Source organism: Streptococcus sp. HMSC066F10 (assembly GCF_001813805.1).
Lineage (GTDB): Bacteria > Bacillota > Bacilli > Lactobacillales > Streptococcaceae > Streptococcus > Streptococcus vaginalis.
This window is the reverse complement of the sequence record NZ_KV814002.1, coordinates 20,274-41,446: the sequence shown is the minus strand read 5'-3', so window position 1 is coordinate 41,446 and position 21,173 is coordinate 20,274. Positions and strand designations below refer to the sequence as shown.

The following is a 21,173-nucleotide window of genomic DNA, read 5'->3' as shown; positions in this document are numbered from 1 at the left end:
AAAAGGTCATTTGACCATAGTTAATCTTGCAACGTTGTTGCACATCTTATTTAGGAGGTTCAGAGATGAACAAGAAACAATGGCTAGGCCTTGGTCTAGTAGCTGTCGCAGCAATTGGACTTGCTGCATGTGGTAATCGTGCATCTAAATCAGATAATAAAGATGCAAAGACGGATTTGAAAGCTGCAATTGTTACAGATACAGGTGGTGTAGATGATAAATCATTTAACCAATCTGCTTGGGAAGGTTTGCAAGCTTGGGGTAAAGAAAATGGATTGACAAAAGACCATGGCTTTACTTACTTCCAATCTACAAACGAATCTGAATACGCTACAAACCTTGAGCAAGCTGCTTCTAGCAATTACAAATTAGTATTTGGTATTGGATTTGCTCTTCGTAATGCAGTAGAATCTGTTGCAAAGGATCACTCTGATATTAACTATGTTATTATTGATGATGAAATTAAAGGTCAAAAGAATGTAGCTTCTGTACTCTTTGCAGATAACGAAGCTGCTTACCTTGCTGGAGTGGCTGCAGCCAAAACAACTAAAACAAAAATGATTGGTTTTGTTGGTGGTATCAAAGGTGCTGTATTAACTCGTTTTGAAAAAGGTTTTGAAGCAGGTGTGAAATCTGTTGATCCTTCTATTAAGATTGATGTGAAATACGCTGAAAGCTTTGGAGATGCTTCTAAAGGGAAGACAATTGCAGCAGCTCAATATGCAGCTGGTGCAGACGTTGTTTATCAAGTAGCCGGTGGTACTGGTGCTGGTGTATTCAACGAAGCAAAATCTATCAACGAAACTAGAAATGAATCTGACAAAGTTTGGGTCATCGGTGTTGACCGCGACCAAAACGATGAAGGTAAATACAAATCTAAAGACGGCAAAGAATCTAACTTTGTTTTGGTATCTAGCTTGAAAAAAGTTGGTGGTACTGTAAAAGATATTGCTAACAAAACAGCAAAAGATAAATTTCCAGGAGGAAAAACTACAACTTATGGTCTGAAAGACGGTGGAGTAGATTTGACAACTAAGAACTTATCAGATGATGCTAAAAAAGCTGTTGAAGATGCAAAAGCAAAAATCCTTGACGGAAGTATTAAAGTTCCTACAGAATAAATAATAACCTGACACTCAAGAAGCGACCTTCGTGGGTCGCTTTTTTGAGATTGAGCCAGCTTTTGTCTCAGTAAAGCTGGCTAATCTTTTAGTGAGTTTTACTGAAATAAAATAATTTCTGAAAGGAATCAATCATATGGCACATGAGAATGTCATTGAAATGCATGAAATAACCAAGATTTTTGGTGAATTTGTCGCAAATGATAAAATCAACTTAAATCTAAGACGCGGTGAAATTCATGCACTTTTAGGAGAAAACGGAGCGGGCAAGTCCACTCTGATGAATATGTTAGCTGGCTTGCTTGAGCCAACAAGTGGTGAGATTACTGTGAATGGAAAATCAGTGACAATTGATTCTCCATCGAAATCAGCATCTTTAGGAATTGGAATGGTTCACCAGCATTTCATGCTGGTAGAGGCTTTTACGGTTGCTGAAAATATCATTTTGGGTAGTGAAACGACCAAAAATGGTGTTTTAGATATTCGAAAGGCAATCAAAGACATCAAGGAACTATCCGAAAAATATGGTTTAGCTGTGGATCCGACTGCAAAAGTTGAAGATATTTCAGTTGGTGCGCAACAACGTGTTGAAATCTTGAAAACATTGTATCGTGGCGCAGATATCTTGATTTTTGACGAACCAACAGCAGTATTAACTCCTTCAGAAATTGAAGAACTAGAACATATCATGAAAAATCTAGTCAAAGAAGGAAAATCCATTATTTTGATTACACATAAATTGGATGAAATCCGTGCTGTTTCTGATCGTGTAACTGTCATCCGTCGCGGTAAGAGTATTCAAACCGTTGAAATTGGTGGCGCAACGAATAAAGATCTTGCTGAAATGATGGTGGGACGTTCGGTATCCTTTACAACGGAAAAAGAAGCTTCAAATCCAAAAGAAGTTGTTCTATCTATTAAGGATTTGGTTGTGAATGAGAATCGTGGTGTGCCTGCTGTTAAAAAATTATCTTTGGATGTACGAGCTGGTGAAATTGTTGGGATTGCCGGGATTGATGGCAATGGACAAAGCGAGCTAGTTCAAGCAATCACAGGTCTTCGGAAGGTGAAATCAGGTAGCATTACCATTAAGGGGAAAGAAGTCGTTGGCTTATCTCCGCGGAAAATTACCGAAATGCAAGTTAGTCATGTGCCGGAAGACCGTCATCGTGATGGCTTGGTTTTAGATATGATGTTGTCTGAGAATATGGCTCTGCAAACTTATTACAAGGAGCCATTAAGCAAAAATGGAATTTTGAATTACAATAATATCACTTCTTATGCACGAAAGTTAATGGATGAATTTGATGTTCGGGCTGCAAGTGAAAGTGTTCCAGCATCTGCTCTTTCAGGAGGAAATCAACAAAAAGCCATTATTGCTCGTGAAATAGACCGCAATCCTGACCTTCTAATCGTTAGTCAGCCAACTCGTGGATTAGACGTTGGAGCGATTGAATACATTCATAAACGTTTGATTGAAGAACGTGACAAGGGTAAAGCAGTGCTTGTGGTCAGCTTTGAATTAGATGAAATCCTGAATGTTTCAGACCGTATTGCTGTTATTCATGATGGTAAGATTCAAGGTATTGTAACTCCAGCAGAAACTAATAAACAAGAGTTGGGTATCTTGATGGCTGGTGGTGAAATTAAGAAGGGAGATTCAAATGACTAAGAAAACGCAGCAAATTGCGGTGCCTTTGATTTCCGTTGTTCTTGGAATTTTACTTGGTGCCATTATCATGTGGATTTTTGGCTATGATGCTATCTGGGGTTATGAAGAGCTGTTCAAAGCTGCTTTTGGTACTATCCGTAGTATTGGTGAAATTTTCCGTGCAATGGGTCCACTTATTTTAATTGCTCTTGGGTTTGCAGTAGCAAGTCGGGCTGGATTCTTTAATGTCGGTTTGCCAGGGCAAGCTTTAGCTGGTTGGATTTTGAGTGGCTGGTTTGCACTTTCGTTTCCTAATCTTCCTCGTCCAATTATGATTCTTGCTACAGTTGTCATTGCAGCAGTAGCTGGTGGGATTATCGGTGCTATTCCTGGTATTCTTCGTGCTTATTTGGGAACAAGTGAAGTTATCGTTACGATTATGATGAACTACATCGTTCTCTATGTTGGAAATGCAATGATTCATAGTTTCCCAAAAAGTGTTATGCAAAGTATTGACTCAAGTGTTAAGGTTGGATCTAATGCAACCTATCAAACAGAATGGCTGCGGGCATTGACCAATAATTCACGGATGAATATCGGAATCTTCTTTGCGGTCATTGCAGTTGTCCTTATCTGGTTTATGCTGAAAAAAACAACGCTTGGATTTGAAATCCGTTCTGTCGGGCTAAATCCAAATGCGAGTGAATATGCAGGGATGTCTGCTAAACGGACGATTATTCTTTCAATGATTATCTCAGGTGCCCTTGCCGGTGTCGGAGGTGTTGTTGAAGGACTTGGAACTTTCCAAAATGTCTATGTACAAGGAAGTTCCCTAGCTGTCGGCTTTAATGGTATGGCCGTTAGCTTGCTGGCAAATAATTCACCAATTGGTATTCTCTTTGCAGCATTCTTATTTGCCGTGCTTCAAGTCGGAGCTCCAGGTATGAACACCGCAACGATTCCAGCGGAACTGGTAAATATTGTAACAGCATCAATTATTTTCTTTGTAAGTATTCATTACATCATTGAACACTTTATCAAACCAAGAAAACAAGCGAAAGTAAAGGGAGGAAAATAAGATGAATTTTGTAACAATGTTAAGTCTGTTAGTTTCCTCTATGCTGATTTATGCAGCACCTTTAATCTTTACTAGTATCGGTGGTTCCTTCTCAGAGCATGCTGGGATTGTCAATGTCGGACTTGAAGGTATTATGGTTATGGGGGCTTTCTCAGGCGTTGTCTTTAACCTTACTTTTGTGAATACCTTTGGAAGTTTAACGCCTTGGTTAGCACTTTTAGTTGGTGGTATTGTGGGACTAATTTTCTCACTCATTCACGCTGTAGCGACTATCAATTTCCATGCGGATCACGTTGTTAGTGGTACAGTACTTAATTTGATGGCGCCTGCGTTAGCGATTTTCTTGGTAAAAGCTTTCTATAATAAAGGGCAAACAGATAATATTCAAGTATCATTTGGTAAATTTAATTTTCCACTATTATCAGATATTCCTGTCATTGGAGATATCTTCTTTAAACACACCAGTCTAATGGGGTATATTGCAGTTGCGTTTGCTTTCCTAGCATGGTTCATTATGTTTAAGACGAAATTTGGGCTTCGTTTGCGCTCCGTAGGTGAACACCCACAAGCGGCAGACACCCTCGGTATCAATGTTTATCTCATGCGTTATTACGGTGTGATGATTTCAGGTTTTCTTGGCGGTGTTGGTGGAGCGATTTATGCACAATCTATTTCCGTAAATTTCGCTGCTACAACCATTATCGGACCAGGATTCATCTCACTGGCTGCTATGATTTTTGGTAAATGGAATCCAATTGGCGCTATGCTTTCAAGTCTATTCTTTGGGCTATCTCAAAGTTTAGCCGTTATCGGAAGTCAATTACCATTCCTATCACATGTACCAGCTGTGTACCTACAAATTGCACCTTATGTATTGACTATTGTTGTGTTGGCAGCATTCTTCGGAAAAGCTGTTGCACCAAAAGCAGACGGTGTCAATTATATTAAATCAAAATAAACTATTGCAAAAAGCCAAGTTACTTTTCAAAGTAGCCTGGCTTTTTTGATAAAAAAAACAATCATTCTGCTAAGAAGAGCGACTTAGAGAATGATTGTTTTTAAAATGTTTTACATACAATAGACAATAGCAAGATATTGAAGTGCAGAAGCAGCTAGGATAAAGAGGTGCCAAATCATGTGGAAATATGGTTTTTTCTTAGCATAAAATCCTGCACCAACAGTATAACAGAGTCCTCCAGCTAACATCAATCCCCAGAAAATAGGTCCCGTTTGACCAATGATTTGCGGAATAATCAGAATCACTAACCAGCCCATAATAAGATAAAGTGCTAAGCTAAATTTTTCATTAACTTTTTTAGCAAATATTTTATACAAAATACCAAAAATGGTCGTTCCCCATTGAATTGTGATAATAAGATACCCCAACCAATTGTTCATAAGGGATAGTACGACTGGCGTATAACTTCCCGCAATAGCAATGTAAATCATTGAATGATCGATGATCCGTAGAATATACTTATGCGTAGAACCATAGCTCATTGAATGGTAAATCGTTGAAGAAAGAAACATCAGAAATAAACTGATGACAAAAATTGAAACTCCGACAGCAGCAAGCATACCATGTTCTTCATAGCTATAAATGGCTGAGATAGGAAGCAGTACTAACATAACCACAGCCCCGACAGCGTGAGTGACAGCATTGGCAATTTCTTCCCCGAAGCTGAGTTGTTTGCTGAGTTTAAGCGTTTGATTCATTTGTTTTACCTCCTTCTAAGGCTAGAGCTAATTTCTTTGTTTGATGAAATAATTTCACCGTTTGGCAAGCTGCTTCAATAGCAGGTGCGACTGTGTCAGCTTTTTCTTCTCGCATGCAATTAACGAATTCATTATAAAGAGTAGCCGAATCTTTTTCGTCTACCAGAAGTTGAATCGTCTTGATAATATCTGGTATTGGAAAGACAGGTTTTAACGTCGTCAGTACAATCAGACGAGCAATCTGTACGCGATTGTATTTTTTCTTAATTGGCTTTGGAATGTGGGTGTGTTTCACATAATTATTGACCATAGCAGCCGTTAAAGGCTTATCTGTGCTATGAAATGCTTGTTCGTTGACACCATTCACATAGAGGAGAACCTGGTCAAGATAAAGATCTAACTCTGGTAGTTCTTCCCAAGTTGGGAATTTTGTGATTTTCAAAATATCCACCTCTTCCTTATCTAGTCTCGATAACTAGATTATATGATAATGATTGTCTGTTGTCAAGAGAAAAATCATTTGTTCTGCAAAATAACTTTTGATACAATAAGATTATGAAAATTTTAATTCCAACTGCAAAAGAAATGAATCTTAGCCTTAAGCCTCATGGCAAGTGTTTTCTTTCAGAGCAAACAAAAACAATTGTAGCTAGTCTATCACAGTATTCTATTGAAGAATTAGCAGATTTCTATCATATTAGTCTGGAACGTGCAGAAGAAGAGTATATTCATCTTCAACAATTAAAAAATGGGCAAGCCTTGACTTACCCAGCTTTGCATTTATTTGATGGTCTTATGTATCGAAACATCAAAAGAAGTCACTTAACGGAGCAAGAGTTGAGGTATGTAGACAAGCATTTGTTCATCACTTCTAGTCTATATGGTGTTATACCAGTTATGGCGTTGATTTCACCTCATCGCTTGGATTTTTTAGTAAAATGTACTATTTTTGGCAAAAGCTTGAAAAATTATTGGTGCAATGATTATGACGTAGCTATTTCAGATGAGGAAATGATTTTATCTCTGCTATCAAGTGAGTTTGAGACAGTGTTTTCCAAATCTGTGCGTGATAAGATGCTTCGGTTTAAATTTTTAGAAGATAGAGAAGGAAGTTTGAAAGTTCACTCAACTATTTCTAAAAAGGCTCGTGGTCAATTTTTAACTGCCTTAATTGAAAATCAGATAACAAGCAAAGAAGAAATCAAGCAATTGCAATTTGCAGGTTTTGCTTTCCGAGAGGATTTGTCTACGATAAATACCTATGTCTTTGTTAAGGAGAATAAATAAAAACGGAATGATGTAAAAATATCATTCCGTTTTGGGTTGTTTTTAGTCAATAGCTGCTAATAATGCTTCAGCTTGAGCTGCGAGTTCAGCTTGTTTTTCTTCGGAAACTGTCAGTTGACCTGTTCCCCAGGCTTCCGGGTTAACGGCAACACCAGTAAATGGTTCAACAACTTTCATACGAATAAATGGAAGAAGGCTGCGATAATGTTTGAAAACTTCATCTGGAGAAGTTCCATTGGCTACAGAGGAAACTGTTACAAGTTTTTCATTAAGAGCAGAAGGTCCTGATGGGGTTGAAAGGTCAAGCGCACGTGATAGCCAATCTAAGAGATTTTTAACAACTCCTGGAATTGCCCAGTTATAGGTTGGTGAGAAGAGCCAGATAGCATCAGCAGCGAGAATTTCTTCACGAGCTTTGGCAACAGCCGCAGGAGCTGGGCTTTCAATATCTTGATTGAAAAATGGAACATCTTTGAAATCAAGATAAGAAACTTCAGCTTTGCCAGCAAGAATGTTTTCAGCTTGAGAAGCTAACTGATGGTTGAATGAGCCTTGGCGAAGAGACCCGACGATAAATAGCACTTTTTTAGACATATAAGTCACTCTCCTTTTCTTTTGTACCTGCTTGTGTTACAACAAATACCACTAGTTAGTAAGAAATTAGCTCAACTTTTTAAATTTCTTTAAAATCCGAATCAAATCTTCTTTATCTTGCTCTGTTAAAATGTTAAATACTTGTTGAATATTTTGAATATGATCTGGAAGTACCGCTTCAATTTTACTACGTCCTTCTGGAGTCAGTCCGACTAAAAAAGAACGTCGATCAGATGGGTCACAGGTACGAAAAATCCAACCGTCCCGTATCATATTTTTAATGACAACGGTCATATTTCCAGATGTAGCAAGCATTTTATCAATTAAATCTTGAATGCGTAAGTTCCCTTTGCTATAAAGGGTTTCTAAGACTGAAAATTGAGTGGGAGTCAGATTGTGTTGTTTTGCCGCCTGATTTTCAAAAGTTCGAATCGTTCGAATAGCTTTATTTAAAATAATCATGGTTTTTAAATCTAAATGATTTTCTTGAAAAAGTTTTGTAAGTTTGTCCATAACTGTATTTTATCAATAAGTAGTAATAAAATCAAATTTTAGAAAAAGATAGAAAAAAATCATTATTTATAGTATAATGGACGAGTGAAAAATAGAAGAAAAAATGATAGAAATTTCATTATTTGGCAATATATTATCGGAAGTGTGATAGTTTTGGTCGTTCTCACTTTTTCTTTTCTTTACATTTTAAATCTATCTATAGATCCTTACCAATCAGCTAAGGTAACGGCTAGTAAAATTGCTCGTCAATATGCGGATTTGGATAAAGTGGATCGCTTTGCTATTTATAACGGTGAAAAAAGTTATTATAGTCTTTTGGGGAAAAATCGTAAAAAGACGCAGCTTGCTGTTTTAATAGAAGCAGATAGTGATAAAATCTATACTTATGAGTTGTCCAAAGGGATTAGTCAAGAAAAAGCAAAACAAATCGCTAAAGAGATTGGTGCCAAACAAATTGATAAAGTGACATTTGGCTATGTAAAAGAGCAACCAATCTGGGAAGTCAAGTCTGGAACAATTTATTATAATGTTGGATTTGAAACAGGAACATTGCTCAGCAAGGAGGGGCTATGATATTATCAAATCGTGTTTTAGATATGGAAGAAAGTGTAACCTTAGCAGCAGCAGCGCGCGCAAAAGCTTTAAAAGCACAAGGGCGTGATATCCTTTCGCTGACTTTGGGAGAGCCAGATTTTCCAACTCCGAAGAATATTCAAAATGCTGCTATCTCTGCAATAAAAGACGGTAGAGCTAGCTTTTATACGGTTACCAGTGGTCTGCCTGAATTAAAGGAAGCAATTGTAGCATATTTTGCAAAATACTATGGTTATACGATTAAACCAAATCAAGTGACCGTTGCGACGGGTGCAAAGTTTTCCCTTTATACCTTTTTTATGAGTGTCATCAATCCAGGTGATGAAGCGATTATTCCGGCACCGTGTTGGGTTAGTTATGGCGACCAGATTAAGATGGCAGAAGGGATACCAGTTTTTGTTCAAGCGACGGAAGCAAATCATTTCAAAGTGACCGTTGAGCAATTAGAGGCTGCTCGGACAGAGAAAACGAAAGTTTTGGTGTTCAATTCTCCTTCCAATCCAACGGGAATGATTTATACTGCTGAGGAGTTATTAGCGATAGGTAATTGGGCTGTAGAGCATGATATTCTCATTTTGGCAGATGATATTTATAGCCGCTTGGTTTACAATGGAAATGAATTTACACCGATTTCGAGTCTTTCTGAAGCTATTCGCAAGCAAACAATTGTTATTAATGGTGTATCTAAGTCGTATTCGATGACTGGTTGGAGACTTGGTTATGCTGTTGGAGAGTCTGAAATCATTGCAGCGATGAGTAAAGTGGCTGGACAAACGACTTCTAATCCAACTGCTGTTTCCCAATATGCGGCGATTGAAGCTCTAAAGGGTCCTCAAGATACTGTTGAAATCATGCGTCAGGCTTTTGAAGAACGTCTCAATACCATTTATCCTTTGCTTGCAGAAGTTACTGGCTTTGAAGTGGTGAAACCACAAGGAGCGTTTTACCTCTTTCCAAATGTTAAAAAAGCAATGGAGCTGAAAGGCTATTCAGATGTGACAGAGTTTACAACAGCAATCCTAGAAGAAGTAGGTGTCGCTCTTGTAACGGGTGCTGGCTTCGGTGCGCCAGAGAATGTTCGCCTGAGCTATGCGACGGATATGGATACCTTGATAGAGGCCGTTCATCGTATCAAGGCGTTTATGGAGGATTAAAAAATGATCGATCATTTTACCCTTAAGGTAAAGAATTTAGAAGTTTCTAAAGCTTTCTATCAAGCAGCTTTGGCTGCTGGAGGAAAGGATAATGGTGCACCTAGCTAACGTAAAAATTACCATGTGGGATACTATGCGGCCTTTGTGATAGATCCAGACAGGAACAACATTGAGGCTGTTTATCATAAAAAATAAAATAGAAAAGAGAAAAAACATGTCAACAAAATATACTTCAATTATGGATGTTAAAAATCATGTCGGAGAAGAAGTGACGATTGGTGCTTGGGTTGCCAATAAATCAGGAAAAGGAAAGATTGCTTTTCTGCAATTACGCGATGGGACAGCTTTTTTTCAAGCTGTGGCTTTCAAGCCAAATTTCCTTGAAAAATTTGGTGAAGAAGAGGGGTTGAATAAATTTAATATCATCAAACACTTGAACCAAGAAACAGCTGTTTTGGTAAAAGGAATCGTCAAAGAAGATGAGCGCTCAAAATTTGGATATGAATTAGACGTGACGGATATTGAAATCGTTGGAGAGTCTAATGATTATCCTATCACACCAAAAGAGCACGGAACAGACTTTTTGATGGATCATCGTCACTTATGGTTGCGTTCACGCAAGCAAATGGCAATTATGCAGATTCGCAACGCAATTATCTATGCTTCCTATGAATTTTTTGATCGCAACGGCTTTATCAAATTTGATAGTCCGATTTTATCGGGAAATGCAGCAGAAGATTCCACAGAGCTTTTTGAAACAGATTATTTTGGAACTCCTGCCTTTCTAAGTCAATCTGGGCAACTTTACTTAGAAGCAGGTGCTATGGCACTTGGTCGTGTATTTGACTTTGGTCCTGTTTTCCGTGCCGAAAAATCCAAAACACGCCGCCATTTGACAGAATTCTGGATGATGGATGCAGAATATCCATTTGTTACTCATGATGAGTCGCTTGATCTTCAGGAGGCTTATGTGAAGGCTTTGATTCAAGGAGTTTTGGATCGTGCACCACATGCGCTTGAAGTGTTGGAACGTGATACTGATCTTCTTAAAAAATACGTGACAGAACCCTTCAAACGTATTTCTTACGATGAAGTAATTGACCTCTTACAAGAACACGAAAATGATGAAGAAGCTGAGTATGAGCATATCGAACGAGGTGATGATTTCGGGTCACCACACGAAACTTGGATTTCAAACTATTTTGGTGTGCCAACTTTCGTTGTGAACTACCCTGCTAGCTTTAAGGCTTTCTATATGAAACCTGTTCCTGGTAACGAAGAACGTGTGCTTTGTGCAGACCTTTTAGCACCAGAGGGCTATGGAGAAATCATAGGTGGATCAGCTCGTGAAGAAAGCTACGAAAAATTATTAGCGAAGATTGAAGAAAATGGTCTGAACTCTGATGACTACGCTTTCTATCTTGATCTTCGTAAATACGGTTCTGTTCCTCATGCTGGATTTGGACTTGGTTTAGAACGTATGGTGACGTTTGTTGCAGGAACGAAACACATCCGTGAAGCCATTCCATTCCCACGTATGCTCCACAGAATTGAGCCTTAGGAAATGTAAAAACGCCGATTGGCGTTTTTTTAAAATTAAAAGAATATGAAAAATGAATAAGTTAGAAAACTGAACGGAAAGTTCGGTTTCTTCTTAGTAAAGGAAAAAGTATGTCTAGGAGAAGTTACAAAAGAAATATTCCTCTTATGGCAGGAGTGGAATTCTTAGGATTTTTAGGTATTACGAGTTTTTGGATTTTATTCCTCAGTCAAAATGGTATGTCTTTACTGCAAATTGGGCTGTTAGAGAGTATTTTTCATGCAACAGGCATTGTTTTTGAAATTCCGTCAGGCATGTTGGCAGATCGATTTTCTTATAAGACCAATCTGTACGTAAGCCGCTTGACTAGCATTTTATCATCTATTTTAATGTTGACAGGGCAAGGGAATTTTTGGATATATACAATGGCAATGATAATCAATGCTTTGTCTTATAACTTTGATTCAGGAACGAGCTCTGCACTGCTATATGACTCTGCTGTTGAAGCTGGTTTAAAAGACCGTTATTTGAAAATATCAAGTTTGATGTCAGGTGTTTCTGAGGCAGCAATCTCTTTAGGAACGGTACTAGCGGGGTTATTTGTACATGGATATTTGTATATTACTTATTATATCATGATTGCGGTTTCTATTATTGTTTTAATTCTGATTTGGTTGATAAAAGAACCGACAATGAAAAAGAAAAATGACGAAGTGGTCACGATGAAGAAAATAATCCTGACGGTAAAAGAAGAAATGAAAAGTAATCCCAGTCTTTTTACATGGATGATGATTTTTCAATTTGTTGGAACAATAATGTGCATGTTTTACTTTTACTATCAAAAGCAATTGCCAGACTTGGCAGAATGGCAGATTTCGACAGTTATGTTGATTGGCAGCGTCTTAAATATTTTGGCAGTTTCTCTTGCCAGTAAGATTGGGAAAACATGGCATTCTTTTCGGATTTTTCCAGTAGTTGTCAGCTTAACAGGAGCAGCTTATGTACTGTCATTTTTGGGAACACCATTCATGTATATTATGATTTATTTGGCAACAAATGCTCTGTATGCCATGTATCAACCAATATTTTACAATGATTTGCAACAGTATTTACCAAGTTCAGCCAGAGCGACCATGTTAAGTGTTGCTTCAATGATGTTCAGTTTAAGCATGATTATCATTTTTCCGATTGTTGGTTGGCTGATTGACAGTTTTGGTTTTGATCAGACTTTTATTGGATTAGGGCTAGTTCTTATCTTGCTAACGCCACTTTTAGTGATTGTTTTTCAAATGATTCGTAAACAATTGAAATCAATCAAAAATTAGCTCATTATTTATTATCTGCAGTAGTGATTTGTATCTAATTTTTAATTAATGCAACCAGTTGTTGCTGCTTATGATAAAAACAGTAAATATAAGGAAAATTATATACTTATTTTTTACACAACTACAAAATATAATTATCAAATTTAGGAAACTCTTGTTTAAAAATACTATATATTGTAGTTAGTATAAACTGCTATATAATTCCTTAGTGTTATAGATATGATAGGAGGAAAACTTATGCGCGATAATCATCTTCATACTTACTTTTCTTATGATTCAGATGCTGATTTCAGAGATTATTTGGAACATTACGATGGTGAAATCGTGACGACTGAACATCTGGATTTATCTAATCCTTATCCGTATGATGCAGGCTCTCCTCACGATGATATTCCTGATTATGAGTCTTATTCTAGAAAAATAGCTACTCTCAATCGGAAATATGGAAATCGAATCAAAAAAGGAATTGAGATTGGCTATTACAGACCACGAAAGAAAGATATTTTAGCTTTCTTAGAAAATAAAAATTATGATTTAAAACTGTTGTCTGTTCACCATAATGGGAAGTTCGATTACTTAGAAGAACCTGCTTTACAATCTGATAAAATGAAGGTGATTCCAACTTATTTTAAAGAAATGGAAGAAGCTATTGAAAGTATTCCAGCTGATGTTTTGGCTCATTTTGACTATGGTTTTCGTAAATTTAATGTGACGGTTGAAGAACTGAAAAACTTTGAACCCCAACTTCGTACCCTCTTTCAGAAAATGATAGAATACAACTTGGCTTTTGAACTAAATTGCAAGTCTATGTATCTCTATAATCACGAAGATATTTATATCTATGCTCTATCTTTGGTGAAAGAATTAGGCGGGACAAAGTATTCTGTTGGCTCTGATGCCCATACGTTAGAACATTTTCGCTTGAATTTCGACCGAATCCAGCAAATCCTAACGGAATTTGACATAGACGAAGGAATGTTGCTATAAAAAAGGGGTTAGAACAAAAAGTTCTTAACCTCCCATTATATTTGTTTTAGATTACAAGGTGTAGTAGTTGTCGGACATGGAAACATCATAATAAATATTCATATTCTCTGATAATTAAATCATTTTCAAACTCAAAAATATCACAGGATAGTTGACCAAAATCGTTTTTGAAAATAGTAACAATCCGATTTTCATTAGTTGAAAAAGTATGCAAGCAGGAAAATTGAACGTTGCTCTGATGATAGGCTTGCTGAATCTTCAGAAGATAGTCATCTATTCCATGAATGACTGAAACTTCTTGCCCGTGCAATTCCCAAGTAATATCAGAATGTAAAAAACTTTGGTACATTTCCCAATCTTTTTGATTTTCTGCTTGAAAGAATAAGGTTAGTTTTTCTGAATTTGGCATCAATCGCCCCTTTAATGAAACAACTTTTTCCAAAAAGAAGTTTTCTTTTCTGTTTTTTGAGTTGAATCTGTTTGGAAAAACTCAGAAAATTGTTTAGCAATTTCTTTTTCAGCTATTTCTACTGGATGATCACTATGAATGACCAAGCCAAACGGAGAATTCTTGCAGTTACTAGACACGATTGTTGCTTTGCAGCCAAGGTCTTTTGCTATTTTTAAGTAAAAAATTTGATACTGATTGGTAACCTCGGGAGATATTTTCACAGTTACAGGCTGATAGTCCAAGATAATCTTTTGTAACATTTCTTTAAAGTGGTCGTGGATAGGAGCACTATTAGCCTCATCAATGCTACATTCTGCTACGACCCGTTCTTCAAATGTTCCTAAAAATTTTCTTTGCTCATCAGGATTTAATTTTAATCCCCCTTGAGCTTTTTCGATTATTGCTTTGTTTATATCTGTCATAAAGTTAGTATAACATACTTTTTTGAAATTTATCCAAGAAACATTCGGAAATATAAAACGCTTACACAGAAAATTATCGCAAATTTCATAGAAAGGCACGATTTTTCCTTGAAAAAAACTGATTTTTAAGGTATGATAGGAATGTAAATAAAATAACTCAAAGGAGAGTAAAAAATGTCAATTATTACTGATGTTTACGCTCGCGAAGTCCTAGACTCACGCGGTAACCCAACACTTGAAGTAGAAGTTTATACTGAATCAGGTGCTTTCGGACGTGGTATGGTTCCATCTGGAGCTTCTACTGGTGAACACGAAGCAGTTGAACTTCGTGATGGTGACAAATCTCGTTACGGCGGTCTTGGTACACAAAAAGCTGTTGACAACGTAAACAATATCATTGCTGAAGCAGTTATTGGTTATGACGTTCGCGATCAACAAGCTATTGACCGTGCAATGATTGCACTTGACGGTACTCCAAATAAAGGTAAATTGGGTGCAAACGCAATTCTTGGTGTATCTATTGCTGTAGCGCGTGCTGCTGCTGATTATCTTGAAATCCCACTTTACAGCTACCTTGGTGGATTCAATACTAAAGTTCTTCCAACTCCAATGATGAACATCGTCAACGGTGGTTCTCACTCAGATGCTCCAATCGCTTTCCAAGAATTTATGATTGTGCCTGCTGGTGCACCTACATTCAAAGAAGCTCTTCGTTGGGGTGCTGAAATTTTCCACGCTCTTAAGAAAATCCTTAAATCTCGTGGTCTTGAAACAGCTGTTGGTGACGAAGGTGGATTTGCTCCTCGTTTTGATGGAACTGAAGATGGTGTAGAAACTATCCTTGCTGCTATCGAAGCTGCTGGTTATGTTCCTGGTAAAGATGTATTCCTTGGATTTGACTGTGCATCATCAGAATTCTACGACAAAGAACGTAAAGTTTATGATTACACTAAATTCGAAGGTGAAGGAGCTGCAGTTCGTACAGCTGACGAACAAATAGAATATCTTGAACAATTAGTTGACAAATACCCAATCATCACTATCGAAGATGGTATGGATGAAAATGACTGGGAAGGTTGGAAGAAACTTACTGAACGCCTTGGTAAGAAAGTACAACTTGTTGGTGATGACTTCTTCGTAACAAACACTTCTTATCTTGAAAGAGGTATTAACGAAGGATGTGCTAACTCAATCCTTATTAAAGTTAACCAAATCGGTACTCTTACTGAAACATTTGATGCTATTGAAATGGCAAAAGAAGCTGGTTACACTGCCGTTGTATCACACCGTTCTGGTGAAACTGAAGATTCAACAATTGCTGACATCGCAGTTGCAACTAACGCTGGACAAATTAAGACTGGTTCATTGTCACGTACTGACCGTATTGCTAAATACAATCAATTACTTCGCATCGAAGATCAACTTGGTGAAGTAGCTGAATACCGTGGTTTGAAATCTTTCTATAACTTGTCAAAATAATTCAGTTATAATATGAATCGGCTAGTTCTGCTAGCCGATTTTTTCTTTAATAATATTGGTAACTTTTAGGAGGGCGATATGGATAAGATTGAAGAACTGGCTCAGAACATTCAAAGTAGCCAAAATATTGTATTCTTCGGTGGTGCAGGTGTTTCAACTGAATCTGGTATTCCGGATTTTCGCAGCTCAAATGGTATCTACAATATTGAGTTAAACCAGCATTTTTCAGCAGAACAATTAGTTTCGCATACGATGTTTGAATGTTATCCAGAACAGTTTTTTGACTTTTACAAGAAATATCTTATTTATCCTAACGCTAAGCCAAATGTAGCCCATGAATATTTAGCTTATCTAGAAAAGCTAGGGAAATTAAAAGCAATTGTTACCCAGAATATTGATAGTTTACACGAGATGGCAGGAAGCAGGAACGTATTAAAAATTCATGGTAGTGTGGACCGAAATTTTTGTACCAATTGTCATCGTTTTTATGACTTAGAGGATTTTTTGAAATTGCCGGGAATCATTCCTTATTGCGAGGCTTGTGGTTGTGTAGTTAAGCCAGATGTGACTCTTTATGAGGAACCGTTAAATATGGAAGTTTTTTCTCAAGCTATTCAGGTTATCAGTCAAGCTGACCTACTCATCATTGGCGGAACATCGCTAGTTGTTTATCCAGCTGCTAATTTGGTTCATTATTTTCAAGGACGGCACTTAGTTGTTATCAATAAATACAATGTACTACAAGATAGTCAAGCTGACTTAGTCATCAAGGGTAAGATTGGAGAAGTGCTGGATAAGGCATGGAAAGTAATGGGGTAGTCATTTTCAAATCAAATGATGGTTTCAATCATGTGCTTAGCTGTATTTTTTAGAGATAGTAGATTGAAAAATGTCCTCCATGACGGAAATTTTTTAAAATTTCCATTATAATAGAAAAAAAGAGGTGAGAAGATGATGTACATTGCTCTTATTGGAGACGTTATTGAATCAAAAAAAATACAAGACCGAGCGCAGGCGCAACAGAAATTGTTGCAATTGATGAAAGAGTTGAATCAGCAATATCAGAAATATTTAGTTTCTCCCTTTACAGTCACAGCTGGCGATGAATTTCAAGCTTTGTTTTTACCAAATTCGGATATGTTTCAAATCATAGAACAGCTTTCTATAGCATTTGCTCCTTATGAAAGTCGATTTGGGATTGGTGCTGGAGACATGATTACAGAAATTAACAAAGAACAAAGCATTGGTTCTGACGGTCCGGCGTATTGGCTCGCGAGAGAAGCGATTAATTATGTTCATGATAAGAATGACTATGGCATCAATCACATTTCGGTTTCTTTGGCAGACTAAGAAGTCGGTCATACAATCAATGCTATTTTAGCTGCGTGCTCTTTTATTCAGTCCAAGTGGACAGATGTCCAATATGATGTCCTCAAACAATTACTAGCTGAAAATATATACGATGAAACATTTTCGCATAAAGAAATGGCAAAACTACTTGGTATCACTCCAAGTGCTTTCAACAAACGTATCAAGGCGAGTGGGTTAAAAATTTATCTCAGAAATAAACGAGTTGCTATGAACTTGATGTTAAATGCGATAGAGAAGGAGGAGAAACATGTCTAATTTGTGGGGATTTTCAGGCTATTTTGCACAACATCCAATCTTGTTGTTAACCTTATTAGCGCATGTTTTAGCTGATTTTCAATGGCAAAGTCAAAAAATGGCAGATTTAAAATGTCGAAAATTGCCTTATTTATTGCTGCATTTAGCCATTGTTTTTCTTCCGTTGCTGATTTTGAGTACCTTTTTCCCGAAAAATATTATTTACTTTATCGCTGTTTGGCTTAGTCATGTAGTTATTGATTTCCTGAAATACAGGCTCAACACGTTTATAGAAATAAAGAAACTCACAAAGCAAGTTTTCATCATTGACCAACTCCTTCATTTGATTTATATTTTTCTATTTTATGCTTTATTAGCTAATAAAATCACCCCACAATGGCTGAAAAATGGAGCGTCAGTTGCTCAACCCCTCCTTTTCTTAGCAATCGTTGGCAAGCCTGTTAATATTTTATTTAAGCTTTTCTTCAGTAGGTATCAGTCAAAGGGAGATAACCAAGACACTATAGCAGGTGCAGGGGCGATGATTGGGATTTTAGAGCGTTTTATTATGGCTTTATCTCTTATATTTGGGCAGTTCGCTTCCGTTGGCTTAGTCTTTACTGCTAAGTCAATCGCACGGTATAACAAAATTTCTGAAAGTCAGTCCTTTGCAGAATACTATCTCATTGGCTAACTTTTTAGCATGATTAGTGTGTTAATTGTTTTTGGTTTGCTTTATTTGTAATATAAAAACTGTAGTTTAGTGATTGACTACAGTTTCGTTATATTATTGAATTTCATAGCCCATGAGGAGACCATTTTCTTCAGCATAAAAGCTACAAAGTCCAGAAGTCGGGATGACTTCAATAACAGCTTGTGGGAATCTTTTACGAACCATTTCGAAAAATTGCTGGCAAAACTTGGGATTATTTCGATGAGCAATAATGATTTGTCCACCGGCATAGCCTTCTTTGATGAGTTCATCAAAAGCTGCGACTAGTGATTTTTTAGCACCACGCGCCTTTTGAAGCAACTCCAACTTGCCGTCTTGACTGGCTTCGCCGACCATACGAATATTCAGTAATCCTACAACGGCTCCAAGTAATTTGCTCAGCCGTCCGTTTTTGACTAAATTGTCAACTTTTGCAAGAACGAAAAGCAATTTTGTCTTGGTTTGATAGGTTGTAATTTCTTTTATGACTTCTTCATAACTTAAACCTTGACCGATAAGAAGATTAAGCTTTTTGATAATCAAATCATTTTCACCGCCAGCAGAAAGAGTATCAATAATGTGGATATTCACGTCAGGATGGTCTTCAAGATAGAGTCTTTTAGCCACTTGTGCGCTATTATAGCTTCCTGATAGGGTTTGTAATGGTGACCACAAAAATATTTGAAGCTCCATCAAAAGCTTTCATATAGTCATCTGGACTAGGGCAAGCAGACTTTGAAGCCGAAGAAGTAGTATACATTTTTTCCATCATATTATCAATATTGAGCTGAGCATTATCTATAAAGATTTCATTGCCCACTTGAATGGTCAGAGGAACACTTTCAAATAAGGTGTCAACAGCAAGGTTTTCGATAGTTCTATAATCACAGCCTGAATCAGCTACAATTTTCCAAGTCATTCAATTCTCCTTTAGTGGGATGATCCCTTAATTAGACATTGACAAAAGGTTTGCCTTTTTTTACAATTATATCATGGAAACATCGCTTTAGAAAGCCTTTACAGTCGGTTGTTACATGTAGAAAGAAAATGTTATGTCGGAACGTAAAATATCGAAAAAATCTTTAGAAAATCTAAAAATATCAAATCGGGAATCTAACCGAATTACAAAAGAATCCTTAGAAATCTCGCTATTGCAATTGTTAGAAAAGAAAGAGTTGACCAAAATTACCATTTCTGAATTAGTAGAGAGAGCGGGTGTCTCGCGAGCAGCTTTTTATCGAAATTATGATTCAAAAGAAGAAATTTTACAAGAGATTTTCCAACGAATAGTACAAAAGATTACCGATAAATTGGAACAATTCAATATGAGAACCGAGCTTTATCAAGTGTGGCTGTTCTTGTTTAAAGAAGTCAAAAAAGAAGCACAAATCCTTAGCTTAGCAGTGGATTATAATTTAGAAAAACTGTTGACAAGTGCTGTGTTTGATATGTTAGAGCAACAAAATTATTCCAGAAAAGAGGCTTCAACGTACATGAATTCTTTTTGGAGTTCGGCAGTGGTTTCTGTTTTGATTAAATGGATAAAAGACGGTATGAGGATTCCAGCAGAGAAGATTGCATCGCTCGGACTTCCGCTTTTTCCACATCGAAAAAATGATAAACTGAGTGATAAGTAAGAAAAGAAGGTGACAATATGGCGACAAAAAGATTGGCTTGGGACGAATATTTTGCAGCACAAGCGCTCTTGATTGCAAATCGCTCAACCTGCAAGCGAGCAAGTGTTGGTGCAGTTATTGTAAAGGATAATAAAGTTATATCAACAGGATATAATGGATCTGTTTCAGGAACGGAGCACTGCATCGATCATGAATGCCTGATAGTTGACGGGCATTGTGTGAGGACTTTGCATGCAGAAGTAAATGCAATTTTGCAAGGTGCAGAGCGTGGAATCCCAAAAGGATTTACTGTTTATGTCACACATTTCCCTTGTCTCAATTGTACAAAGCAGCTCTTACAAGTTGGTTGCAAGCGAGTGGTTTATATCAATCAATACCGTATGGATGATTATGCGCGCTATTTATATAGCGAAAAGAAAGTTGAGCTAGTACATTTGCCAATTGAAAAAGTAAAAGAAGCAATCTCGGAGACTGATTTGATATAACTTTTAAAGTGTGACTTTTGTTTTCTATGAATAAAAGGAAAGAAATTATGACAGAAGAACAACTTCAAAAAGCCTGGCAAGCATTGTTTGACGGGCAATATCAGCTTGCCAAGCAATTCGTTTATCAAATAGACCAAGATAGTTATAGTACACTGAATTTAAAAGCTTATATTGCTTTGGAAGAAAATGATTTTCAGTTGGCTCGTCAGTTTTTAAAAGACTATTATGCTCAAGCTGTGTCTGAAAAGAATCTGGAAGAACAGCATGTAGGCTTACATCAATTAGCGATGGTCGAACGAGAAGAAGAGCATTTTCAAAAGGCTTATGACTTGATAATGGCAGAAGCTGCAATTATTACAGAGAATTTCCCTGATGATGTCCTAAAGACATCGGTCAATTTGTACGAACAGGGGTATTTAAAATTCAAACTTGGAAATATTCACCTTGCAGAAGAACCTTTGCAAGAAACATTAAATTTAGCGTTGCAGACAGATGATTTAGTCAACCATGCTTGTGCTTATCGCGCCTTGGCTGAGGTAAGATTAGCTAAGGGAGATATAAAAATGGCTAAATCTGATTCTCAAAAAGCATTGGCGTGTTTTGAAAAAGCAGGTGATACCGTTGGAGCAGCAGGACTGAAGGACTTAATGACACAGATAAACTCACAAGATAGAAGTTTATAAATAATGTTTGTGAAATAAGATATTCTAATGTAAAAGTTAGAATATTTTTCTTTTTAGAACAATTTTAGCGAACGATAAGATAAAGTTTGCTTAATAAAGTTTTATTTTACCAAAAAATCTTGTATAATAGAATCAAAAA

The 21,173-nt window shown here is 36.9% G+C and carries 22 protein-coding genes and 3 pseudogenes; 18 read left to right on the top strand and 7 right to left on the bottom strand.

Annotated elements, in window-relative coordinates; all coding sequences use genetic code 11:
* Nucleotides 1–65 precede the first annotated feature (65 nt).
* The 4 genes from HMPREF2933_RS09195 (at nucleotide 66) to HMPREF2933_RS09180 (ending at nucleotide 4,808) form a co-directional block, all read left to right on the top strand.
* Nucleotides 66–1,121: a BMP family lipoprotein gene (locus HMPREF2933_RS09195; protein ID WP_024052202.1), complete on the top strand. Its 1,056-nt coding sequence runs from the start codon at nucleotides 66–68 to the stop codon at nucleotides 1,119–1,121.
* Between the two features lie 136 nt (nucleotides 1,122–1,257).
* Complete coding sequence (locus HMPREF2933_RS09190) at nucleotides 1,258–2,793, top strand: ABC transporter ATP-binding protein (protein WP_024052201.1); 1,536 nt, start codon at nucleotides 1,258–1,260, stop codon at nucleotides 2,791–2,793.
* Nucleotides 2,786–3,850 carry an ABC transporter permease gene (locus HMPREF2933_RS09185; RefSeq protein WP_070241643.1) on the top strand — a complete coding sequence of 355 codons (1,065 nt, stop codon included), beginning with the start codon at nucleotides 2,786–2,788 and terminating at the stop codon, nucleotides 3,848–3,850. The genes HMPREF2933_RS09190 and HMPREF2933_RS09185 overlap by 8 nt, the downstream gene beginning before the upstream one ends.
* A 1-nt stretch (nucleotide 3,851) precedes the next feature.
* Entirely contained in the window at nucleotides 3,852–4,808 is a 957-nt protein-coding gene (locus tag HMPREF2933_RS09180; RefSeq protein ID WP_070241642.1) for an ABC transporter permease, read from the top strand.
* Between the two features lie 110 nt (nucleotides 4,809–4,918).
* Here HMPREF2933_RS09180 and HMPREF2933_RS09175 read toward each other — a convergent pair whose 3' ends face one another.
* Nucleotides 4,919–5,566 (bottom strand): PAQR family membrane homeostasis protein TrhA, encoded by a 648-nt coding sequence (locus tag HMPREF2933_RS09175; RefSeq protein WP_024051674.1) that lies wholly within the window; start codon nucleotides 5,564–5,566, stop codon nucleotides 4,919–4,921.
* The gene (locus tag HMPREF2933_RS09170; RefSeq protein ID WP_024051673.1) at nucleotides 5,550–6,008 is read right to left on the bottom strand and encodes a DUF1836 domain-containing protein; all 459 of its coding nucleotides are present in this window, start codon (nucleotides 6,006–6,008) and stop codon (nucleotides 5,550–5,552) included. The genes HMPREF2933_RS09175 and HMPREF2933_RS09170 overlap by 17 nt, the downstream gene beginning before the upstream one ends.
* Before the next feature lie 113 nt (nucleotides 6,009–6,121).
* Here HMPREF2933_RS09170 and yaaA point away from each other — a divergent pair, with 113 nt between their 5' ends.
* Nucleotides 6,122–6,853 (top strand): peroxide stress protein YaaA, encoded by a 732-nt coding sequence (gene yaaA / locus HMPREF2933_RS09165; RefSeq protein ID WP_024051672.1) that lies wholly within the window; start codon nucleotides 6,122–6,124, stop codon nucleotides 6,851–6,853.
* Between the two features lie 42 nt (nucleotides 6,854–6,895).
* Here yaaA and HMPREF2933_RS09160 read toward each other — a convergent pair whose 3' ends face one another.
* Nucleotides 6,896–7,447, bottom strand: coding sequence for an NADPH-dependent FMN reductase (locus tag HMPREF2933_RS09160; protein ID WP_024051671.1), 552 nt, complete (start codon nucleotides 7,445–7,447; stop codon nucleotides 6,896–6,898).
* A 66-nt stretch (nucleotides 7,448–7,513) separates the two neighbouring features.
* Nucleotides 7,514–7,960 carry a MarR family winged helix-turn-helix transcriptional regulator gene (locus HMPREF2933_RS09155; protein WP_024051670.1) on the bottom strand — a complete coding sequence of 149 codons (447 nt, stop codon included), beginning with the start codon at nucleotides 7,958–7,960 and terminating at the stop codon, nucleotides 7,514–7,516.
* An 84-nt stretch (nucleotides 7,961–8,044) separates the two neighbouring features.
* Here HMPREF2933_RS09155 and HMPREF2933_RS09150 point away from each other — a divergent pair, with 84 nt between their 5' ends.
* From HMPREF2933_RS09150 to HMPREF2933_RS09125, 6 genes and pseudogenes are all read left to right on the top strand, one after another.
* On the top strand, nucleotides 8,045–8,533 hold the full coding sequence (locus HMPREF2933_RS09150; RefSeq protein WP_024051669.1) for a cell wall elongation regulator TseB-like domain-containing protein: 489 nt from the start codon (nucleotides 8,045–8,047) through the stop codon (nucleotides 8,531–8,533).
* Nucleotides 8,530–9,708 carry a pyridoxal phosphate-dependent aminotransferase gene (locus HMPREF2933_RS09145; protein WP_024051668.1) on the top strand — a complete coding sequence of 393 codons (1,179 nt, stop codon included), beginning with the start codon at nucleotides 8,530–8,532 and terminating at the stop codon, nucleotides 9,706–9,708. Before HMPREF2933_RS09150 ends, HMPREF2933_RS09145 begins: the two co-directional genes overlap by 4 nt.
* 48 nt (nucleotides 9,709–9,756) lie before the next feature.
* Nucleotides 9,757–9,903: pseudogene (locus HMPREF2933_RS10195) on the top strand (glyoxalase); the annotation flags it as partial.
* A 19-nt stretch (nucleotides 9,904–9,922) separates the two neighbouring features.
* The gene (gene asnS, locus HMPREF2933_RS09135) at nucleotides 9,923–11,269 is read left to right on the top strand and encodes an asparagine--tRNA ligase (protein WP_024051666.1); all 1,347 of its coding nucleotides are present in this window, start codon (nucleotides 9,923–9,925) and stop codon (nucleotides 11,267–11,269) included.
* Nucleotides 11,270–11,379: 110 nt separating this feature from the next.
* Nucleotides 11,380–12,573: an MFS transporter gene (locus tag HMPREF2933_RS09130; RefSeq protein WP_024051665.1), complete on the top strand. Its 1,194-nt coding sequence runs from the start codon at nucleotides 11,380–11,382 to the stop codon at nucleotides 12,571–12,573.
* Nucleotides 12,574–12,810: 237 nt separating this feature from the next.
* A complete protein-coding gene (locus HMPREF2933_RS09125) occupies nucleotides 12,811–13,560 on the top strand; it encodes a PHP domain-containing protein (RefSeq protein WP_024051664.1) in 750 nt (249 codons plus the stop codon).
* Nucleotides 13,561–13,645: 85 nt separating this feature from the next.
* On the opposite strand, the gene HMPREF2933_RS09120 is transcribed toward HMPREF2933_RS09125, so the two are convergent.
* Nucleotides 13,646–13,969 carry a nuclear transport factor 2 family protein gene (locus HMPREF2933_RS09120; protein ID WP_070241655.1) on the bottom strand — a complete coding sequence of 108 codons (324 nt, stop codon included), beginning with the start codon at nucleotides 13,967–13,969 and terminating at the stop codon, nucleotides 13,646–13,648.
* Between the two features lie 11 nt (nucleotides 13,970–13,980).
* Nucleotides 13,981–14,433 carry a DUF1694 domain-containing protein gene (locus HMPREF2933_RS09115; RefSeq protein ID WP_042753938.1) on the bottom strand — a complete coding sequence of 151 codons (453 nt, stop codon included), beginning with the start codon at nucleotides 14,431–14,433 and terminating at the stop codon, nucleotides 13,981–13,983.
* 174 nt (nucleotides 14,434–14,607) lie between these two features.
* Here HMPREF2933_RS09115 and eno point away from each other — a divergent pair, with 174 nt between their 5' ends.
* The 4 genes and pseudogenes from eno to HMPREF2933_RS09095 all read left to right on the top strand — a co-directional run bounded on the left by eno (nucleotide 14,608) and on the right by HMPREF2933_RS09095 (nucleotide 18,211).
* Nucleotides 14,608–15,912 (top strand): surface-displayed alpha-enolase, encoded by a 1,305-nt coding sequence (gene eno / locus HMPREF2933_RS09110; RefSeq protein WP_003029634.1) that lies wholly within the window; start codon nucleotides 14,608–14,610, stop codon nucleotides 15,910–15,912.
* A 78-nt stretch (nucleotides 15,913–15,990) separates the two neighbouring features.
* On the top strand, nucleotides 15,991–16,731 hold the full coding sequence (locus HMPREF2933_RS09105; RefSeq protein WP_070241641.1) for an NAD-dependent protein deacylase: 741 nt from the start codon (nucleotides 15,991–15,993) through the stop codon (nucleotides 16,729–16,731).
* 132 nt (nucleotides 16,732–16,863) lie between these two features.
* Nucleotides 16,864–17,538, top strand: a pseudogene (locus HMPREF2933_RS09100) (SatD family protein).
* Complete coding sequence (locus HMPREF2933_RS09095) at nucleotides 17,531–18,211, top strand: DUF3307 domain-containing protein (protein ID WP_070241640.1); 681 nt, start codon at nucleotides 17,531–17,533, stop codon at nucleotides 18,209–18,211. The pseudogene HMPREF2933_RS09100 and the gene HMPREF2933_RS09095 overlap by 8 nt, the downstream one beginning before the upstream one ends.
* Before the next feature lie 93 nt (nucleotides 18,212–18,304).
* On the opposite strand, the pseudogene HMPREF2933_RS09090 reads toward HMPREF2933_RS09095, so the two are convergent.
* Nucleotides 18,305–19,148 (bottom strand): annotated as a pseudogene (locus HMPREF2933_RS09090) (DegV family protein).
* A 133-nt stretch (nucleotides 19,149–19,281) separates the two neighbouring features.
* Here HMPREF2933_RS09090 and HMPREF2933_RS09085 point away from each other — a divergent pair.
* From HMPREF2933_RS09085 to HMPREF2933_RS09075, 3 genes are read left to right on the top strand one after another with little or no spacing between them, the layout of a single operon-like run.
* Complete coding sequence (locus HMPREF2933_RS09085; protein ID WP_070241639.1) at nucleotides 19,282–19,866, top strand: TetR/AcrR family transcriptional regulator; 585 nt, start codon at nucleotides 19,282–19,284, stop codon at nucleotides 19,864–19,866.
* A gap of 17 nt (nucleotides 19,867–19,883) precedes the next feature.
* A complete protein-coding gene (locus tag HMPREF2933_RS09080) occupies nucleotides 19,884–20,351 on the top strand; it encodes a deoxycytidylate deaminase (protein WP_003024408.1) in 468 nt (155 codons plus the stop codon).
* A gap of 47 nt (nucleotides 20,352–20,398) precedes the next feature.
* On the top strand, nucleotides 20,399–21,034 hold the full coding sequence (locus tag HMPREF2933_RS09075; protein ID WP_070241638.1) for a tetratricopeptide repeat protein: 636 nt from the start codon (nucleotides 20,399–20,401) through the stop codon (nucleotides 21,032–21,034).
* Nucleotides 21,035–21,173 lie beyond the last annotated feature (139 nt).

Excerpts from the sequence above, each read along its gene's own strand:
- HMPREF2933_RS09075 (WP_070241638.1), top strand. The coding sequence starts at position 20,399 with ATGACAGAAGAACAACTTCAAAAAGCCTGGCAAGCATTGTTTGACGGG.
- HMPREF2933_RS09195 (WP_024052202.1), top strand. The coding sequence starts at position 66 with ATGAACAAGAAACAATGGCTAGGCCTTGGTCTAGTAGCTGTCGCAGCA.
- HMPREF2933_RS09180 (WP_070241642.1), top strand. The coding sequence starts at position 3,852 with ATGAATTTTGTAACAATGTTAAGTCTGTTAGTTTCCTCTATGCTGATT.
- HMPREF2933_RS09155 (WP_024051670.1), bottom strand. The coding sequence starts at position 7,960 with ATGGACAAACTTACAAAACTTTTTCAAGAAAATCATTTAGATTTAAAA.
- HMPREF2933_RS09105 (WP_070241641.1), top strand. The coding sequence starts at position 15,991 with ATGGATAAGATTGAAGAACTGGCTCAGAACATTCAAAGTAGCCAAAAT.
- HMPREF2933_RS09095 (WP_070241640.1), top strand. The coding sequence starts at position 17,531 with ATGTCTAATTTGTGGGGATTTTCAGGCTATTTTGCACAACATCCAATC.
- HMPREF2933_RS09120 (WP_070241655.1), bottom strand. The coding sequence starts at position 13,969 with ATGCCAAATTCAGAAAAACTAACCTTATTCTTTCAAGCAGAAAATCAA.
- HMPREF2933_RS09175 (WP_024051674.1), bottom strand. The coding sequence starts at position 5,566 with ATGAATCAAACGCTTAAACTCAGCAAACAACTCAGCTTCGGGGAAGAA.
- HMPREF2933_RS09190 (WP_024052201.1), top strand. The coding sequence starts at position 1,258 with ATGGCACATGAGAATGTCATTGAAATGCATGAAATAACCAAGATTTTT.
- yaaA (WP_024051672.1), top strand. The coding sequence starts at position 6,122 with ATGAAAATTTTAATTCCAACTGCAAAAGAAATGAATCTTAGCCTTAAG.
- HMPREF2933_RS09130 (WP_024051665.1), top strand. The coding sequence starts at position 11,380 with ATGTCTAGGAGAAGTTACAAAAGAAATATTCCTCTTATGGCAGGAGTG.
- eno (WP_003029634.1), top strand. The coding sequence starts at position 14,608 with ATGTCAATTATTACTGATGTTTACGCTCGCGAAGTCCTAGACTCACGC.
- HMPREF2933_RS09125 (WP_024051664.1), top strand. The coding sequence starts at position 12,811 with ATGCGCGATAATCATCTTCATACTTACTTTTCTTATGATTCAGATGCT.
- HMPREF2933_RS09115 (WP_042753938.1), bottom strand. The coding sequence starts at position 14,433 with ATGACAGATATAAACAAAGCAATAATCGAAAAAGCTCAAGGGGGATTA.
- HMPREF2933_RS09080 (WP_003024408.1), top strand. The coding sequence starts at position 19,884 with ATGGCGACAAAAAGATTGGCTTGGGACGAATATTTTGCAGCACAAGCG.
- HMPREF2933_RS09185 (WP_070241643.1), top strand. The coding sequence starts at position 2,786 with ATGACTAAGAAAACGCAGCAAATTGCGGTGCCTTTGATTTCCGTTGTT.
- asnS (WP_024051666.1), top strand. The coding sequence starts at position 9,923 with ATGTCAACAAAATATACTTCAATTATGGATGTTAAAAATCATGTCGGA.
- HMPREF2933_RS09145 (WP_024051668.1), top strand. The coding sequence starts at position 8,530 with ATGATATTATCAAATCGTGTTTTAGATATGGAAGAAAGTGTAACCTTA.
- HMPREF2933_RS09160 (WP_024051671.1), bottom strand. The coding sequence starts at position 7,447 with ATGTCTAAAAAAGTGCTATTTATCGTCGGGTCTCTTCGCCAAGGCTCA.
- HMPREF2933_RS09085 (WP_070241639.1), top strand. The coding sequence starts at position 19,282 with ATGTCGGAACGTAAAATATCGAAAAAATCTTTAGAAAATCTAAAAATA.